This is a genomic window from Tannerella forsythia (assembly GCF_001006485.1).
Taxonomy (GTDB): domain Bacteria; phylum Bacteroidota; class Bacteroidia; order Bacteroidales; family Tannerellaceae; genus Tannerella; species Tannerella forsythia.
In genome coordinates, this window is sequence record NZ_JUET01000078.1 from 1 (window position 1) to 17,555 (window position 17,555).

At 46.6% G+C, this 17,555-nt stretch carries 14 protein-coding genes and 2 pseudogenes; 2 read left to right on the forward strand and 14 right to left on the reverse strand.

The genetic code is table 11. The features are described from left to right. The 9 genes and pseudogenes from Tanf_RS07430 to Tanf_RS07470 form a co-directional block, all read right to left on the reverse strand. Positions 1–248 (reverse strand): annotated as a pseudogene (locus tag Tanf_RS07430) (hypothetical protein); the annotation flags it as partial. A gap of 40 nt (positions 249–288) precedes the next feature. Beyond that, the gene (locus tag Tanf_RS07435; protein WP_236684403.1) at positions 289–1,068 is read right to left on the reverse strand and encodes a hypothetical protein; all 780 of its coding nucleotides are present in this window, start codon (positions 1,066–1,068) and stop codon (positions 289–291) included. Positions 1,069–1,096: 28 nt separating this feature from the next. Beyond that, a complete protein-coding gene (locus Tanf_RS07440) occupies positions 1,097–1,840 on the reverse strand; it encodes a hypothetical protein (protein ID WP_231964473.1) in 744 nt (247 codons plus the stop codon). A gap of 40 nt (positions 1,841–1,880) precedes the next feature. Next, entirely contained in the window at positions 1,881–2,603 is a 723-nt protein-coding gene (locus Tanf_RS07445) for a hypothetical protein (RefSeq protein WP_014226175.1), read from the reverse strand. A 17-nt stretch (positions 2,604–2,620) separates the two neighbouring features. Then, a complete protein-coding gene (locus Tanf_RS07450) occupies positions 2,621–3,184 on the reverse strand; it encodes a hypothetical protein (RefSeq protein WP_236684404.1) in 564 nt (187 codons plus the stop codon). A 311-nt stretch (positions 3,185–3,495) separates the two neighbouring features. After that, on the reverse strand, positions 3,496–4,272 hold the full coding sequence (locus tag Tanf_RS07455) for a hypothetical protein (RefSeq protein ID WP_236684405.1): 777 nt from the start codon (positions 4,270–4,272) through the stop codon (positions 3,496–3,498). 93 nt (positions 4,273–4,365) lie between these two features. After that, positions 4,366–4,878 (reverse strand): hypothetical protein, encoded by a 513-nt coding sequence (locus tag Tanf_RS07460; protein WP_236684406.1) that lies wholly within the window; start codon positions 4,876–4,878, stop codon positions 4,366–4,368. A 303-nt stretch (positions 4,879–5,181) separates the two neighbouring features. Further along, entirely contained in the window at positions 5,182–5,508 is a 327-nt protein-coding gene (locus Tanf_RS07465; protein WP_046825434.1) for a hypothetical protein, read from the reverse strand. Continuing rightward, positions 5,508–5,810 (reverse strand): FtsB family cell division protein, encoded by a 303-nt coding sequence (locus Tanf_RS07470; protein WP_046825435.1) that lies wholly within the window; start codon positions 5,808–5,810, stop codon positions 5,508–5,510. Before Tanf_RS07470 ends, Tanf_RS07465 begins: the two co-directional genes overlap by 1 nt. A 142-nt stretch (positions 5,811–5,952) precedes the next feature. Here Tanf_RS07470 and Tanf_RS15910 point away from each other — a divergent pair. Continuing rightward, positions 5,953–7,691: pseudogene (locus Tanf_RS15910) on the forward strand (DNA polymerase III subunit gamma/tau). A 53-nt stretch (positions 7,692–7,744) separates the two neighbouring features. On the opposite strand, the gene lon reads toward Tanf_RS15910, so the two are convergent. The 4 genes from lon to dpp5 form a co-directional block, all read right to left on the reverse strand. Next, a complete protein-coding gene (lon, locus tag Tanf_RS07480) occupies positions 7,745–10,213 on the reverse strand; it encodes an endopeptidase La (RefSeq protein WP_041590941.1) in 2,469 nt (822 codons plus the stop codon). A gap of 198 nt (positions 10,214–10,411) precedes the next feature. Further along, positions 10,412–12,565 (reverse strand): S9 family peptidase, encoded by a 2,154-nt coding sequence (locus Tanf_RS07485; protein WP_201774585.1) that lies wholly within the window; start codon positions 12,563–12,565, stop codon positions 10,412–10,414. Positions 12,566–12,625: 60 nt separating this feature from the next. Next, a complete protein-coding gene (locus Tanf_RS07490; RefSeq protein WP_046825436.1) occupies positions 12,626–13,471 on the reverse strand; it encodes a DUF4349 domain-containing protein in 846 nt (281 codons plus the stop codon). A 42-nt stretch (positions 13,472–13,513) separates the two neighbouring features. Then, on the reverse strand, positions 13,514–15,604 hold the full coding sequence (dpp5, locus tag Tanf_RS07495) for a dipeptidyl-peptidase Dpp5 (RefSeq protein ID WP_046825437.1): 2,091 nt from the start codon (positions 15,602–15,604) through the stop codon (positions 13,514–13,516). 190 nt (positions 15,605–15,794) lie between these two features. On the opposite strand from dpp5, the gene Tanf_RS07500 reads away from it, so the two are divergent. Beyond that, complete coding sequence (locus Tanf_RS07500; protein WP_236684408.1) at positions 15,795–16,490, forward strand: Maf-like protein; 696 nt, start codon at positions 15,795–15,797, stop codon at positions 16,488–16,490. Here Tanf_RS07500 and Tanf_RS07505 read toward each other — a convergent pair. Next, positions 16,482–17,549 carry a GDP-L-fucose synthase family protein gene (locus tag Tanf_RS07505; RefSeq protein ID WP_046825438.1) on the reverse strand — a complete coding sequence of 356 codons (1,068 nt, stop codon included), beginning with the start codon at positions 17,547–17,549 and terminating at the stop codon, positions 16,482–16,484. The two genes, Tanf_RS07500 and Tanf_RS07505, sit on opposite strands and share 9 nt — an antisense overlap. Between the last annotated feature and the right edge of the window lie 6 nt (positions 17,550–17,555).

Here is a 17,555-nt window from a genome sequence, read left to right on the forward strand (position 1 = left end):
CCGGAAGTTTGTTTTACATGATAAAGCCCTTCCTTCATGTCAATATCCAATCGTTGGAGTGCCTGACTCATAATAGTCATGTCTTTTTCCGACATTTTGGACAACTCAAAAGTTCCCAAATCAAGGTATTCGGAATAATCTTTCCCAAATAATTCCCCTTTTTCACATCCCCAAAACCCAATCAGGCTGAAGAAAAACAACATAATAAGGGATGTTGTAAATAAGTTCGATTTTCTAACTGATTTCATTTTTTTTTATATTTTTATTGATTGATAATTTCCTGAACATTTATTCGTGCTTAAAACGTTCGTCATACCAGATATGTTTGCCCATCAACCGGATATACTCGTCTTGCTTCTTCTTTCCTTCTTCCGTAAAGAAAAACTTGACATCCATCGTTGCACGATCCCTTTTATAAGTAAACATACCCGAACAATACGGATATTTTCCCTTCCGCATCTTTTCCAGTGATTCGTCAAAGAAATAAACGGAATCGGCGTGAGGTAAATCATAGAGATAAACGGAATCGGCATTAAACATATCGCGTGCGTGCTTACCCGCTATAATCGTCACGTAGTCATCGAAATTAATCCGGGTCGTGTCATCATTAAACGGATAAAAAAATCCGAGATATAATCCCAAAGCCCCTCGTAATTCTCCTGTGATCTGACTGCGAGGAAATGTGCTGTTATTTCCTATCTTAGGTTCGGAAGTAGTCGTATCTCTGTTCCCTGCCCGCTCCATCAAAACACATATTTTAGTTCTTTCGATATCCTCCTTAGAGGAATACATCGGACGTGCTGAATACATTATTATACAGTCTTCCTCCGGAGACATAAACATCGGGCCATAAATATTACCAGCAGCACAATATTTCTTAATTTTTTTCGCTGTCCACATCACATAATACTGATTAAGATCAGTAAAACCATCCGGAGCTTTGACCTCAATACCGAACCTTGTCTTCAAAAATTCGGTATAAGCTGAGATATCTCTCTCATACCAATCGTTCTCTTGGGCAGAGAGGTTTATGGAGAGACAAAAAAGTGCAAAAAATATCATCTTCATGTAATTATTCATGGCTTTACATAATTTATTATGGGTAATATATTGAAGATATACTATCGGCTTTAATAGGGTATATATAGTCTCCATTTTGAGAATCTTTATACAATATGTAACCACTGTTTGAATCATAATGCCATCCGTTGACCGCATGTCCGGTACTGTCGGATGTATGAAACCATATCAATGTATTATTCACAGGTCTTCCCGGTATCGGAGAATCATATCGCCTTGCATTCGGATAAAAATGCGATATTACGGAATCCATCGCATACGCCGGCACTCCATTTGCTCCGTAAATACTGTCTATATATGCTCTTGCTCTCCCAAAAGAGACTCCACCCATTCCGGCAAGCGCATACGCCACACAGTAGGTGGAATCCTGTGGTTCCCCATCTCCTTCCATAAAACCGTATTTTAATCTCACGATAGAAGTATCTACAGATTTGGGCTTGAGGATTGTATTCGTATGCTCAAAACCTGCCACCAAATAATTAAACAATTCTTCCGAAATGTTGACTTCTGCTCCGGAAGTTTGTTTTACATGATAAAGCCCTTCCTTCATGTCAATATCCAATCGTTGGAGTGCCTGACTCATAATAGTCATGTCTTTTTCCGACATTTTGGACAACTCAAAAGTTCCCAAATCAAGGTGTTCGGAATAATCTTTCCCAAACAATTCTCCTTTTTCACATCCCCAAAACCCAATCAGGCTGAAGAAAAACAACATAATAAGGGATGTTGTAAATAAGTTCGATTTTCTAACTGATTTCATTTGTTTTTATATTTTTATTGATTGATAATTTCCTGAACATTTATTTGTGCTTAAAACGTTCGTCATACCAGATATGTTTGCTCATCAACCGGATATACTCGTCTTGCTTCTTCTTTCCTTCTTCCGTATAAAAAAACTTGACATTCATCGTTGCCCGATTTCTCTTATAGATAAACATGCCTGAACAATACGGATATTTTCCCTTCCGCATCTTTTCCAGTGATTCGTCAAAGAAATAAACGGAATCGGCGTGAGGTAGATCATAGAGATAAACGGAATCGGCATTAAACATATCGCGCGCGTGCTTACCCGCTATAATCGTCACGTAGTCATCGAAATTAATTCTGACTGCATCCTTATTTAACAGATTAAAAGGACTATTAAATAAGCCAAGCGAAGTTCTAATTTCATTTAAAATCTGACTACGAGGATAAAAAGGAAGTTTCATTCGTTTTATATTATCCTTGGATTCTACTGAAAAATATGATAATAGAGCAGGATATGCTATTATACATTCTTTACCCGTTGAAAGAAAAATAGGGCCATACATGCTTCCGGTATGTTTTGACGGCTCATTTCGGACTTTCCACATTACATAATATTGGTTCAAATCTTCAAATGCTTTAGGAATCGTACAGATTATTCCAAATTTTTCCGTAAAATAACCTTGATAGGCAGAAAAGTTCTTTTCATATACAAGGTTTTCCTGAGAGAACAGATTTGAAGAAACAACAATGATTAATATAAAAACATACAGCCTCATACAATATATAACTAAAATTAAGGGTAATATGATTTTATCAAACTATCACGATGGATTACTCCATCATTTCCTGTCTGATTATCCTTATAATATATATATCCAGTATTATTATCATGCCAATATCCATTAACTGCATGACCTGTACTATCCGAGGTTTGAAAATAAATAAAAGCATTATTCATGTATCCACCATTAAGAGTGTTTTTCGCATTCGGATAAAAATGGCGAACAACGGAATCAATCGCATACGCCGGCACTCCGTTCGATCCGTAAAGACTGTCTATATATGCTCTTGCTCTCCCAAAAGAGACTCCACCCATTCCGGCAAGCGCATACGCCACACAATAGGTGGAATCCTGTGGTTCCCCATCTCCTTCCATAAAACCGTATTTTAATCTCACGATAGAAGTATCTACAGATTTGGGCTTGAAGATTGTATTCGTATGCTCAAAACTTGCCACCAAATAATTAAACAATTCTTCCGAAATGTTGACTTCTGCTCCGGAAATTTGTTTTACATGATAAAGCCCTTCCTTCATGTCAATATCCAATCGTTGGAGTGCCTGACTCATAATATTCATGTCTTTTTCCGACATTTTGGACAACTCAAAAGTCCCCAAATCAAGGTATTCGGAATAATCTTTCCCAAACAATTCTCCTTTTTCACATCCTCAAAACCCAATCAGGCCGAAGAAAAACAACATAATAAGGGATGTTGTAAATAAGTTCGATTTTCTAACGGATTTCATTTGTTCTTATATTTTTATGGATTGGTAATTTCCACAAAGTTATATGATTTTTTATAATCCAAATGCACTTCCTCTTTTTTTGAGAATATTCGATTGTTTTGGATGCTTTGGGGCGAAGATTGGTAAAATGAATTATTGAACATTTATTCTTGCTTAAAACGTTCGTCATACCAGATATGTTTGCCCATCAACCGGATATACTCGTTTTGCTTCTTCTTTCCTTCTTCCGTAAAGAAAAACTTGACATCCATCGTTGCACGATCCCTTTTATAAATAAACATACCCGAACAATACGGATATTTTCCCTTCCGCATCTTTTCCAATGACTCATCAAAGAAATAAACGGAATCGGCGTGAGGTAGATCATAGAGATAAACGGAATCGGCATTAAACATATCGCGTGCACGCTTGCCCGAAATGATCGTCACGTAGTCATCGAAATTAATCCGGGTCGTGTCATCATTCCGACTGACAGGACTTATAAACAATCCCAAGGCATTTCGCAGTTCTGCCGTAATTTGAGCACGAGGATACATGCTGTTATTATCTTCGAACTTAGGCTCGGAAGTAGTCGTATCTCTGTTCCCTACCCGCTCCATCAAAAAACATATTTTAGCTCTTTCGATATCTTCTTTAGTGAAATACATTGGGTGTGCCGAATACGTTATTATACAGTCTTCCTCAGGAGACATAAACATCGGACCATAGATACTGCCGGTTCCTCCTGAACGATGAAAACGAGCCGCCCATAAAACATAATACTGATTAAGATCCGTAAAACCATCCGGAGCTTTGACCTCGATACCGAACCCTGTCTTCAAAAATTCGGTATAAGCCGAGAGATTTCTCTCATACCAATCGTTCTCTTGGGCAGAGAGGTTTATGGAGAGACAAAAAAGTGCAAAAAATATCATCTTCATGTAATTATTCATGGCTTTATATATATTATGGGTAATATATTGAAGATACTCTCTTTACCTCAATAAAATTTATATCATTATTATTCTGCTTATCTATTCTATATAAAAGAGATAATTACCACTTGGGTCGAAACGCCATCCATTAACCGCATGTCCGGTACTGTCGGAGGTATGGAACCATATCAATGTATTATTCACAGGTCTTCCCGGTATAGGAGAGTCATATCGCCTTGCGTTCGGATAAAAATGCGATATTACGGAATCCATCGCATACGCCGGCACTCCGTTCGATCCATAAAGGCTGTCTATATATGCTCTTGCTCTCCCAAAAGAGACTCCACCCATTCCGGCCAATGCATGAGCCACACAATAGGTGGAATCCTGTGGTTCCCCATCTCCTTCCATAAAACCGTATTTTAATCTCACGATAGAAGTATCTACAGATTTGGGCTTGAAGATTGTATTCGTATGCTCAAAACCTGCCACCAAATAATTAAACAATTCTTCCGAAATATTAACTTCTGCTCCGGAAGTTTGTTTTACATGATAAAGCCCTTCCTTCATGTCAATATCCAATCGTTGGAGTGCCTGACTCATAATATTCATGTCTTTTTCCGACATTTTGGACAACTCAAAAGTTCCCAAATCAAGGTGTTCGGAATAATCTTTCCCAAACAATTCTCCTTTTTCACATCCCCAAAACCCAATCAGGCCGAAGAAAAACAACATAATAAGGGATGTTGTAAATAAGTTCGATTTTCTAACGGATTTCATTTGTTCTTATATTTTTATGGATTGGTAATTTCCACAAAGTTATATGATTTTTTATAATCCAAATGCACTTCCTCTTTTTTTGAGAATATTCGATTGTTTTGGATGCTTTGGCAAAGATTGCTAAAAACGGGTTACTTATTTCCGGTCTTTCGCGACGAAAGAGGTATACAGTTGAATCAGCGCGGCAATCAAAAGGCAAGGCACCCACTCCATACGCTGTTTGAACATAAACACCGACGCGACGATCATCGCGATTCCGGCAAACATATTCAGCCGGTGCAACCGTCGCAGGCGAAAATCCGTTTCGTTCCGTGGCGCGGTCAGGTAACTGACCGTTACGCCGGCCGCTCCCACCGCGAAGAGCCAGGGGGCATACTTCCATTGGGTGATATACAGCAACGCCCCGACGAGCACGAGCGCCCCCGAAAGCATATAAATCCATGTGCGTATGCGTAATTCCATCAGTCCCGGATAATAAAAATATCTTCGTTTTTCCGTTTCATGTAAAACTCTTCGCGGGCATATTGTTCCAATCTCTCCTTGCTCGTATGAAGATCTTCGAGCTTCCGGCGATTCGTCTCGATTTCTTTCCGGTAATGCTTAATCTCACGTTCAAGGCTGCGGATTTTATCGTCATACGTATAGCGTACGTAAAGGTTGCTGTCGCCCACCACAAACGTAATGATCATGAATACGGCGATCACGACCACGTAGAGATTCAACTTGGAGAGATATTTCGTATAGAAATTTTCTTTTTCGGACATATCTGTTGAGAAGTTTGTGCAAAAGTATGAAAAATATTCCATACCTTTGCAAGAAAACAAACCGGATTTCACGGCAGATACAAAACACCGTCCGGGGGTGTGCATACATACTCGCCCCATCGCTGTCCGGCAACACAAGAAAATGGAAAATTATATCGTTTCAGCCAGAAAATACCGTCCGTCGACGTTCAACAGCGTGGTCGGGCAAAAATCTCTGACCACTACGCTGCGGAACGCTATCCTGAGCAATAAGTTGGCACATGCTTACCTGTTCTGCGGCCCTCGCGGGGTGGGAAAGACATCGTGCGCGCGTATCTTTGCCAAGACAATCAACTGCATGAATCTGACGTCCGCGGGCGAGGCATGCAATGCGTGCGAGTCGTGCCGGTCGTTTAACGAGCAACGGTCGTTGAATATCCATGAGCTGGACGCGGCATCGAACAATTCAGTCGATGACATTCGCTCGCTGATCGAGCAGGTACGTATCCCGCCGCAAGTGGGGAAATACAAGGTCTATATCATCGACGAAGTACACATGCTCAGTCAGGCCGCTTTCAACGCTTTTCTCAAAACACTCGAAGAGCCGCCTCATTATGCGATCTTTATTCTGGCTACGACGGAGAAGCATAAAATTCTGCCGACCATTCTGTCACGCTGTCAGGTATACGATTTCTCACGCATCTCGGTCGTCGACGCCGTAGAACATCTGCAATATGTAGCCGGCGAGGAAGGGGTGAAGGCCGAACCCGAAGCGCTGAACGTCATCGCACAAAAAGCCGACGGGGGGATGCGCGACGCTTTGTCTATCTTCGATCAGGTAGTCAGCTACACGGGCGGAAACGTTACCTACAAGGCCGTGATCGAAAACCTCAATGTGCTGGACTACGAATATTATTTCCGCATTACGGACACTGTTCTGGAAGGAGACATACGGACAAGCCTGCTCATCCTGAACGAGATTATAGAGAAAGGGTTCGACGGACAGCATATCATCACGGGGCTGGCCTCGCACTTCCGCGATCTGTTGGTCTGCAAAGATGAAAGCACGATCGTGCTTTTTGAAATCGGCGCATCGATCCGCGACCGATACCGCGAAACAGCCCGGCAGTGTCCCGACTGGCTGCTGTATCAGGCTATTGAGTTGGCCAATGAATGCGATCTGCATTATCGCGAGAGCCGGAACAAGCGACTCTTGCTCGAGCTGACGTTCGTTCAGCTGTGTCAACTCCAGGAAGCCGGCCCTGCTACGATCGCCGAGGCTAAAAAAAAAAGCGACTGAGGCTGCGACTGCTTCGGGCGGTTGAAGGTTTGCCCGCATCCGATACGCATCGTAGCGCAAGCCCCTCCATACCGCCTGCCACACAGACGCCGACGCTCGCCGCAACGAGTACGCCAAGCGCAACCCAAACGCCGCGGAAACCGATTAACCGACGTCCCACGAACACGTCTCTGACCGGTCTTTTGGAAACCGCCCAAAAAACACAGGTTACGTATCATACCGAAGAGGCTTTGCAAGAAACGAATCCGTTCACCGAAGAGGAGCTGATTGGCTGCTGGAATGCGTTTGCCGCAACGATAGAGAAGAAAGTACATCTGAAAAATACGATGATCAACTGTCAGCCCGTACTGAAAGAGGAGTTTCTGTTCGAGGTCGTCGTACACAACCCCGGACAGCAGGAAGAGCTGCTCAATCATAATGCCTCTATCCTGCAAGCACTCCGCACGCAGTTGAAGAACGGAAAGATTCAATTAAAGATACGCATCGACGAAGCGAACGAAAAGAGGCTGGCCTATACGTCGGCAGAAAAGTTCGAGCTGCTGAACGAAATCAATCCGCTGCTGTCGAAGTTAAAAGACGAATTTAATTTGATGTTTGACTGACGGCGTTCCACTCTCTTCCGTTTCCGGAACGCTTGCCTGTTTCGGAAACACGCTTACCCGAAGAGCGGATGTTTCACTTTCTCGCACAACAAAGCGAGGTCGAGCACCTGCGTGATGTCGTCGACATAATGAAAGGTCAGCCCCTCCAAATACATCGCATTGATTTCTTCCACATCTTTCCGGTTCTCGGCACAAAGGATGATCTCCTTGATGCCGGCACGCTTGGCCGCGAGGATTTTCTCCTTGATGCCGCCCACGGGAAGCACCTTGCCACGCAGCGTGATCTCGCCCGTCATGGCCAGATTACGTTTCACCTTTCGTTGCGTAAAGATGGAGACAAGCGATGTCACCATCGTAATGCCGGCGCTCGGGCCGTCTTTAGGGATGGCTCCTTCAGGCACATGGATATGCACATTCCAGTTTTCAAACAGCTCTTCGTCAATGCCAAACTGTCCGGCATGCGAATGCGCATATTCGAGCGCAAGCATGGCAGACTCCTTCATCACATCGCCCAGATTGCCCGTGATGGTCAGCTTCGACCCTTTGCCGCGACTCAGGCTCGACTCTACAAAAAGAATCTCTCCGCCCACAGCCGTCCACGCCAGCCCCGTCACCACACCGGCGTACTCGTTGCCCTGATACTTGTCGCGCGTATATTCCACGGCGCCGAGATATTCTTTGAGGTCTTCCGCCTTGATCATCGGACGTACTTCTTCGTCCGAAGCGATTTTGCGTGCGATGCGTCGCATGATCTTGGCGATTTTCTTCTCCAGCTCACGCACGCCGCTCTCGCGCGTGTACGACTCGATCACCGCCCGCACGGCATGACGGTGAAATTTGACGGTATGCTTAGGAATCCCGTGCAGCTCCATCTGTTTCGGAATCAGATGACGCACGGCAATCTCGATCTTTTCTTCCAGAATATATCCGCTCACCTCGATCAGTTCCATCCGGTCGAGCAGCGGCTGTGAAATCGTATTCAGATTATTGGCCGTTGCAACGAACAGAACCTTACTCAGGTCGTAATCGATATCGAGATAATTGTCGTGGAACGTCGTGTTCTGCTCCGGGTCTAACACTTCGAGCAGCGCCGAAGCAGGATCGCCTTTGAAGTCGTTACCGACCTTATCGATCTCGTCGAGCACAAACACCGGATTCGATGTCCCTGCCTTTTGCAGATTCTGAATGATCCGCCCCACCATCGCGCCGATATAGGTACGGCGATGTCCGCGAATTTCGGCTTCATCGTGCAGGCCGCCTAACGAAATGCGGACATATTTCCGCCCCAGCGCTTCGGCCACCGATTTACCGAGCGACGTTTTACCGACTCCCGGAGGCCCGTAGAGACACAGAATGGGCGAACGCAAATCTTTCTTAAGCTTCAGCACGGCCAGATGCTCGATAATACGCTCCTTGACTTTCTCCATGCCGTAATGGTCTCGGTCTAAGACCCGCTGTGCATGCGACAGGTTGAAATTATCCTTGCTGTATTCCCCCCACGGCAGACTGATGATGGTCTGCACATATTGCGACTGTATCGAATAATCGGGCGATTGCGGATGAACACGTTCGAGCTTGGCGACTTCTTTCTCGAAGATCTCGCCGACTTCCTTCGGCCATTTTTTGCTCTTCGCCTTCTCGCGCAGCTCCTTGATCTCGATGTCGTTCATATTTCCACCCAACTCTTCCTGAATGGCTTTGATCTGCTGTTGAAGGAAATATTCTTTTTGCTGTTTGTTGATGTCTTCGTGAGTCTTCATCTGAATCGATGCTTTCAGTTCGATCAATTGATACTCACGGTTGAGAATAAACAGCAGTCGATATGCACGGTCTTTCAGGTCGTTGATGGCCAAAAGTTCCTGTTTTTCGGGCGAATGCGAAAGGATATTGCAGCATGCAAAACTGATCAGATACATTGCATTCTGATTGTTGCGGATGGAGTAGATCAGGTCGCGGGGAGGCTCACCGGATGCTGTCAGCATCTTTACCGTAAGGTCCTTGATGGTTGAGATAAGCGCCTCAAACTCGCGATCGCTCTTTTTCGGATGTGTATCTTCCAACAGAGAGATGCGCCCGGTCAGATAAGGCTCCGTTTCCGTCAGTTCATGCAACTGAAAACGTTTGCGGCCTTGCAGAATAGCCGTTGTCGAACCGTCCGGCATTTCCAGTACCCGCAGTATTTCAGCCACGACACCGATCGTATACAAGTCATCGAACCCCGGATCTTCGACCTCCGTCTCCTTTTGACACAGCACCCCGATCATCATCTTTTTATGCGAGGCTTCCCGAATCAGGCGCATGGACTTGGCCCGCCCGACGATGACAGGCATGGCCACGCCCGGAAACAGCACCATGTTCCGCAACGAGAGAATCGGCAAACTTTCACCGACTTTATCGATCCCTTCGGAAAAATCTTCATCCTTATCGCATTCCATCAGGATGGGCATCACGATTCCCACCGAATCGTCTATCTCGCTGAAAGCTTCCCGCAAATACAATGTCTCTTTATTCTTCTTATTCATTCCGGCTGCAATTAAATCGTGCAAAGGTACGATATTTATGGAAAATACGGAAAACCCCGAGCGGACACATTGAATAACTTCCTTAAAGACATAAGATATATTGCTCGCTCAATGTGTACGTGTCCGGACACAAAAAAAGGGGATGCCACTGAAAGACATCCCCCCTTTTCTCATCTTCGATTGATTACCGATCCGGCTTTATTTGCTGATTCCTACCCTGTTCAGGATAAAGGCAAATTCGAAAGCCGTATCTTTGATGCCGTCGTAACGACCGGTGGCGCCTCCATGTCCCGAATCCATGTTCATGTGCAAAATCAGGATGTTATCGTCCGTCTTCATCGAACGAAGTTTAGCTACATACTTCGCCGGCTCGTGGAACAGCACCTGTGAGTCGTTGATTCCTCCCGTCACAAGCATATTGGGATAATTCTGCGCCTTGATATTGTCGTAAGGCGAATAAGAAAGCATATACCGGTAATACTCTTCCTCGTTCGGATTCCCCCACTCTTCGTACTCGCCCGTAGTGAGCGGCAACGATTCGTCGAGCATCGTATTGATCACATCGACGAACGGTACTTGCGCCACAACCGTCCGATACAAGTCGGGACGCATATTCGCAACGGCTCCCATCAGCAGTCCTCCGGCACTTCCGCCCATAATCGCCAACTTATCGGGTGAAGTATACTTTTCGTTAATCAGCATTTCGCTGCACGCAATGAAATCGGTAAACGTATTTTTCTTTTTCAGCAGCTTGCCGTCTTCGTACCACTGTTCGCCCAGATCGCTTCCGCCACGTATCTGCGCGATACCGAACACAAAGCCCCGGTCGATCAGACTGTAATAGCTTGTACTGAAATACACGTCGGAACTGCTCCCATAACTGCCATACGAATAAAGCAAAGCGGGATTCGATCCGTCTTTCTTCAATCCTTTCTTATAAACGATGGCCATCGGCACTTTTACGCCGTCGGGCGCCGTAGCCCAGAGACGCTCTACCGTATAATCGTCGGGGTTGAAGCCGGAAGGGATCTCCTGCTCTTTGAGTTTAGCCGTCTCGCCGTTTGTAATCGTATATTCATATAATGTAGTCGGACGGTTGAGCGAAGTGTACGTATAACGAATCGTCGTGGCATCGTATTCGGGATTTCCGCCCAGCCATGCCGAATAGACCGGTTCGGGGAAAGCGATCGTTTTCGTTTCGCCGCCGTCGATCGGCTTGATATGAATTTCAGCCAATCCGTTCTTGCGCAACTCCAGCGCCACGTAGTCTTTCAGAATATCAATGTCTTCAATACGCACATCCTTATCGTGCGGTACGAACACCTTCCACTTCGTACGGTCTTCGTAGCCCGTGAGCGGCACTTCGTAAATCATACCGTTCAGATTTTCTTTATCCTTGTAACGTACAAAGAACTTGTCTTTGTGCGGATACACACTGTATTCCACATCCTGCACCCGAGGCATGAATATTTTAAACGCATCGGTCGGATGATCGGCCGAGACATAGCGCGTTTCGGAGGTCGTCGAACTTCCGGACAAAATAAAAATCTGCTCTCTCGTCTTACTACCCGAAACGTATGTTCTGAAACGTGCGTCCGTTTCTTCATAAATCAACTCGCCTTCGGAAGCGTCGAGCATCCGACGATAGATTTTCGACGAGCGTAATGTTTTATCAATCAAACTGTAGAATAACGTTTTATTATCGTTTGCCCACGCCATCGAAGCTGCTCCGGTGACTTCGAAACCGACCGTCTCGCCCGAAGCGAGGTCTTTGATCTTCATGGTAAATTCGGCATACGAACCGGTTTCGTTATAGAGATACGCGGCCTTGCTGTTATCCGGGCTGACGGAGTAACCGCTGAAGATAAAAGCCGGTTTGCCTTCCGCCATCTTGTTGATGTCGAAGATAATTTCTTCCGGTGCATCCATGGAGCCTTTCCGCCGACAATGCGTACGGTATTGCTTGCCTTTTTCGGTACGACTGTAGTAGTAATAACCGTTTTTGAATGACGGGTAACTCTCGTCGTCTTCCTTCATCCTGCCGAGAATCTCGTCGTAAATGGTCTGCTGGAGGCCTTTCGTCGATGCCATCACCGTATCGGTGTACGCATTTTCGGCGTTCAGATAGTCTATCACCTTAGGATTATTTTTGTCTTTCAACCAAAAATAATCGTCAATACGCTGTTGCCCGAAATTCGTAAACGTATCAGGCATCACTTCCGCAACAGGAGGTGCGGGAAAATCAGATTGTTTCAAAATCTCAACTCCTTCTTTTTTCACATGGTTACACGATGTAATAACTAATAACAAGGTTACGGCAAGCAACCATTGATAATTCCATTTTCTTTTCATATATATCGCAGAATTTGAATAATTCATGAGCCCAAACACTTTTCCCGGACCACACGAAGGTTATACATTGTTCTTGGGGGTTCTTTTCCGCCACTTTCTGAGTTTTACGACAAGCACCCATATAACGATGATGAACAAGAGTATCGCCCAAAGATTCACCACGACGAGAATGAGCCGCGACAAGTAATTCCATCCGTTTCGGAAAGCCTCTTTCAATTCATACCCGAATCCGGTAGCTATAACGGATGACATCTCATAAAACTCGACAGTAAGGGTACTGAACGTCACCTCATTGGTCAAATAACGTAAACGTCCTTCGGCCGATTCGATGTCGGCTCTTAAAACACCGATCTGTTCTTCGATCTTCAAAATTTCGTCGATCGTATGGGCGCGCTTGAGCAGCTCCTGATAACGGTTTTCGAGTTCTTTCTTGGTCTTGATACGAGTATCCAGATCGATATATTCCTGCGTGACATCGAGCACTTCGATATGTTTGTCTTCGATCTTGTCCGTATTCAACGAAATCCGGTCAAGCAACGCATCAAATTGGCTTGCAGGAACACGAATCGTAACGGTATGGATGATCCGATTGCCGTATTGATTCAGATTATCGCTCGATATGTATCCTTTCGTTTCAACCACCGCCTGCTGAATCGCTGCGTGAGTTTTCTTCGCATCCGATGTTTCGAAACGAATGGCTCCCCTTTTCGTCAGCTTCCTTTCGTACGAAGCAGAAGCTGTAAGGTCTGTCGTCTCATCCGCGGTAGACGTGGAGACACTTTTAGCCGTCACCTCTTCGGAAACAACGTCTCTCCCGTACGCTTCCGCATCTCCTCGCGACTGACCGCAAGCAGACCAGAGGACTCCTCCCAACAGCGCAAAAAATATATAGATATTGGTTCTCATATTTCTTCGTTATGGAATGATTTTTCTTTTTCTTCACTCGATCTATTTTGCCTTCAAATGCTTATCGAACCATTGGAAGAATTCACGCTGCCAGACGATTCCGTTCTGCGGACTGAGCACCCAGTGATTTTCGGTCGGGAAGATAAGCAAACGGCTCTCGATCCCAAGCATCTGGGCGGTATTGAACGCCGCCATTCCTTGCGAATAAGGCACGCGAAAGTCACGTTCGCCGTGAACTACCATGATCGGAGTGTCCCAATTCTTCACAAGGAGATGAGGCGAATGAGCGAATGAGTTCTGTGCCACTTTATTTTCCTTATCCCAAGGTGCACCTCCCTGCTCCCATTCTTCAAAAAACATCTCTTCTGTCGTCGAATACATAAACTCCATGTTAAAGATTCCGCAATGTGCCAAAAACGCTTTGAAGCGTCCTTTATGCGTTCCGGCCAGATGGAAGACGGAATACCCTCCGTAGCTTGCTCCCATCGCACCGATATGTTCGGCATCGGCCCACGGCTCTTTGCCGATTGCATCGATGGCAGTAAGCAAATCCCGCTCGTCCTGCTGACCGTGATTCTTTGAAATGGCATCGCACCATTCCTGTCCCGAACCGGATGTTCCACGCCGTGCGGGCACGACTACAACGTAGCCCTGCGACGCCATAAGCATATAATTCCAGCGATAACTGAACGACGGACCGAGTACGCCCTGAGGCCCTCCCGTGCACATGAGCAGCAACGGGTATTTCTTCGACGCATCGAACTTGGGAGGATAGACCACCCATGTGACCATTTCCTTATTGTCGGTCGTGGTGATAAAACGTTTCTCGAATGTCGGGAGGTTCAGCTTATCCATCAGCTCCTTGTTCACGAACGATATTTCTTCGGCCTTGCCATCGACAGGATCGACGCGGAATATTTCAGCCGGATTGACATGCGTCGTACGTGTTACGATCAATTTGTCGCCGGCAAGCTGTACATGCTGATAGTCTTGATCGCCCTCGGTAAGCTGCCTGAACGTTCCGCTTGCGACGTCAAATGCGAACAACTGATGAGCCTCTTTGATAGGAGCTGTCAGATAAATCGTTTTACCGTCGGCCGTCCATTGCAGTGACGAAGGGCTTGCATCGAGCGCTTCGGAAACATCTCTCATCTCACCCGTCGGCCAGTCCATCAGCATCATACGCTCCTTATCGGCCTCGAAGACTCCGCGACGCATGCTCGACCAGAGTAATTGCTTGCCGTCGGGCGAGAATTGCGGATTCTTGTCGTAGCCCGGCATGTCGGGAGTAAGAAGTCGCGTCTTTTTATCGGCCAACGTGTACGCATACAGATTGGAATTTGTCTGGAAAGCGTATTCTTTGCCGGTCAGTTTTTTGCAGGTATAAACAATAGTCGTTCCATCAGGGCTCCATGCGATCTCTTCCGTACCTCCGAAAGGCCGGGTCGGAGCATGATACGGCTCGCCGGGCATAATATCTTCCACCGCTTTCACTTTGCCGCTCACAAGGTCTCCCACGTAGATATGATTGTAATTGCCGTCTTTCCAGCTGTCCCAGTGACGATACATCAGATCGTCGTAGACGTAGGCATTGGCTTTGTCGAGATCGCCGTAAAGTTCGGCACCCGTACATTTTTCGATCTTGGTAGAAATAACAAACAGCACCTTATCTTCGGCCGGAGCATAGAGAAACCCGTCGATCGACTGCTCGATATCGGATACTTGTGTCTCGGCTCCATTCTCGGGATCGATGTTCCAGAGTTTACCATCGCGCAAGAAAGCGATCGCTTTGCCCGAAGGAAGCCATGCCAGCGCACCTTCGCGAGCGGCTGTCCGTGTAAGCTGTTTCTTGTTTGCTCCGTCGGCATCCATCACATACACCTCCGAATTGCTTTTGTTCTCGGGGATACTGTAATACGTAACGGTATAAGCCACACGTTTGCCGTCGGGCGAAACGCACATGTTTCCTACCCGTCCGAATGCCCACAATACTTCGGGAGACATTTGTCCGTTCTCAATCTTCACATCAGGCTGTCCGATAACCGATGTACCGGAAGCCTGTTCCTGCTTCTGTTCTACGCTGCTGCATGCCATCATTGCTGCCATGGTGCACACTGTTGCTATTTTTTTCATTGGTATAACGTTTATTTACGACCGTAAAAGTACGAAAGGATTTGGGAAAAACAAAACGAGTCTTTACTTTTGCTTTTCGTAACACGAAGATATCAATAAGATAATGTATATAAAAACAAGATTTTTCTCTTTACATGCGCTCTTCGCAGTCATGACACGCAGGCAACCGTCTGCCCAATAACGATACGAGATGGCTGATAATTATCTGGAAAAACAGTTCGCCGCATACGAGGCGCGGAAAGCCGCCCTGAAAAAAGGGCATAAACGTACGGGGACTGCCGCGAAGCCGGCAACGAATACCCTGCCGACTCGACATAAAATTATTCTGGCATCGGCTTCACCGCGACGACGGGAGCTGCTGAAAGGACTGAACCTCAATTTTGAGGTGCGCCTGATACCCGATATCAACGAGTCTCATCCCGCCGGTCTCGCGCCGGAAGAAATCCCCTGCTTCATCGCTCGCGAGAAAGCGAAAGCCTACCTCCCGGACATGAAACCCGATGAGTTGATCATTACCGCCGATACCATCGTCATCCTCGACGGAGATATCCTTGAAAAGCCGAAAGACCGGGATGATGCGATACGGATGCTGCACCGGCTGTCGGGGCGGAAGCACAAGGTCGTGACGGCTGTCGTGCTGACTTCGCGCGAGAGACAAAACGAGTTCTCCGTGACATCGGTCGTCGATTTCGCCGAGTTGTCCGATCAGGAAATTACGTTTTATGTCGATACGTACAAACCTTTCGATAAGGCCGGCGCGTACGGTATTCAGGAATGGATCGGCTACATCGGTGTGCGCGGCATCGAAGGATCGTTCTACAACGTGATGGGCCTGCCGGTACAACGGCTCTATCAGGAGCTCGGAACGATGGGAGAGCTACTGTAAGTACCACCGATACATCCGTTCCACGCCTTCGTCTATCTCGACCCGATGATGCCACCCAAGAGCGTGCAGCTTCGAGACATCGGTCAGTTTACGCATCGTTCCGTCAGGCTTTGAAGGGTCGAAGGCAAGTGTTCCGTGATAACCGGCGGTACGGGCTACGAGTTGTGCCAATTCGCGGATGGCAATCTCCTTTCCCGTGCCGATGTTGATATGACAGTTTCGGACTTCGTTCGCCTCATCCCTCAGATCATCGAAGTCGACATGCTCCATGATATAGACGCAGGCATCGGCCATCTCCTCGCTCCAAAGGAATTCGCGCAAAGGACGTCCCGTCCCCCAGAGCGTTACCCCCGACGGAGTGATACCGTATCTCGCCAGCAGGTCGAGGATGTCCTTGTCGCTTCCCGTGCCGTCTTCTCCTTCGACGGGACGCTTGGCCAGATCGGCACGCACCGCATCCATACTTCTCTCCTCCAAACATTTTGCAAGATGGATTTTGCGCACCATCGCCGGTAGTACATGACTGCGTTCGAGATCGAAGTTATCGTTAGGGCCGTACAGGTTCGTCGGCATCACGGCTATATAGTTCGTGCCATATTGCAGATTGAAACTCTCGCACATCTTCAGACCGGCTATTTTGGCTATCGCATACGGTTCGTTCGTGTATTCGAGCGGGGCGGTCAGAAGCGCCTGCTCTTTCATGGGTTGCGATACGTCACGCGGATAGATACATGTACTTCCGAGAAACAGCAATTTCTCCACGCCGTGCCGATAACTCTCACCGATGACATGCTGCTGAATGCCCAAATTACGGTAAATAAAGTCGGCACGGTACCGGTTATTTGCCACAATCCCGCCGACATAAGCGGCTGCGAGAAAAACATATTCGGGACGTTCGTCGTCGAAAAAACGACGCACGGCGGTGCTATCAAGCAGATCGAGTTCATCGTGCGTACGTCCGATCAAGTGGGTATACCCCTTCTGTTGCAGGTTGCTCCAAATGGCCGACCCCACCAGTCCACGATGCCCTGCTACGTATATTTTGGATGATTGGTTCATGAGTAG

Excerpts from the sequence above, each read along its gene's own strand:
- Tanf_RS07435 (WP_236684403.1), bottom strand. The coding sequence starts at position 1,068 with ATGAAGATGATATTTTTTGCACTTTTTTGTCTCTCCATAAACCTCTCT.
- Tanf_RS07440 (WP_231964473.1), bottom strand. The coding sequence starts at position 1,840 with ATGAAATCAGTTAGAAAATCGAACTTATTTACAACATCCCTTATTATG.
- Tanf_RS07445 (WP_014226175.1), bottom strand. The coding sequence starts at position 2,603 with ATGAGGCTGTATGTTTTTATATTAATCATTGTTGTTTCTTCAAATCTG.
- Tanf_RS07450 (WP_236684404.1), bottom strand. The coding sequence starts at position 3,184 with ATGAATATTATGAGTCAGGCACTCCAACGATTGGATATTGACATGAAG.
- Tanf_RS07455 (WP_236684405.1), bottom strand. The coding sequence starts at position 4,272 with ATGAAGATGATATTTTTTGCACTTTTTTGTCTCTCCATAAACCTCTCT.
- Tanf_RS07460 (WP_236684406.1), bottom strand. The coding sequence starts at position 4,878 with ATGAATATTATGAGTCAGGCACTCCAACGATTGGATATTGACATGAAG.
- Tanf_RS07465 (WP_046825434.1), bottom strand. The coding sequence starts at position 5,508 with ATGGAATTACGCATACGCACATGGATTTATATGCTTTCGGGGGCGCTC.
- Tanf_RS07470 (WP_046825435.1), bottom strand. The coding sequence starts at position 5,810 with ATGTCCGAAAAAGAAAATTTCTATACGAAATATCTCTCCAAGTTGAAT.
- lon (WP_041590941.1), bottom strand. The coding sequence starts at position 10,213 with ATGAATAAGAAGAATAAAGAGACATTGTATTTGCGGGAAGCTTTCAGC.
- Tanf_RS07485 (WP_201774585.1), bottom strand. The coding sequence starts at position 12,565 with ATGAAAAGAAAATGGAATTATCAATGGTTGCTTGCCGTAACCTTGTTA.
- Tanf_RS07490 (WP_046825436.1), bottom strand. The coding sequence starts at position 13,471 with ATGAGAACCAATATCTATATATTTTTTGCGCTGTTGGGAGGAGTCCTC.
- dpp5 (WP_046825437.1), bottom strand. The coding sequence starts at position 15,604 with ATGAAAAAAATAGCAACAGTGTGCACCATGGCAGCAATGATGGCATGC.
- Tanf_RS07500 (WP_236684408.1), top strand. The coding sequence starts at position 15,795 with ATGGCTGATAATTATCTGGAAAAACAGTTCGCCGCATACGAGGCGCGG.
- Tanf_RS07505 (WP_046825438.1), bottom strand. The coding sequence starts at position 17,549 with ATGAACCAATCATCCAAAATATACGTAGCAGGGCATCGTGGACTGGTG.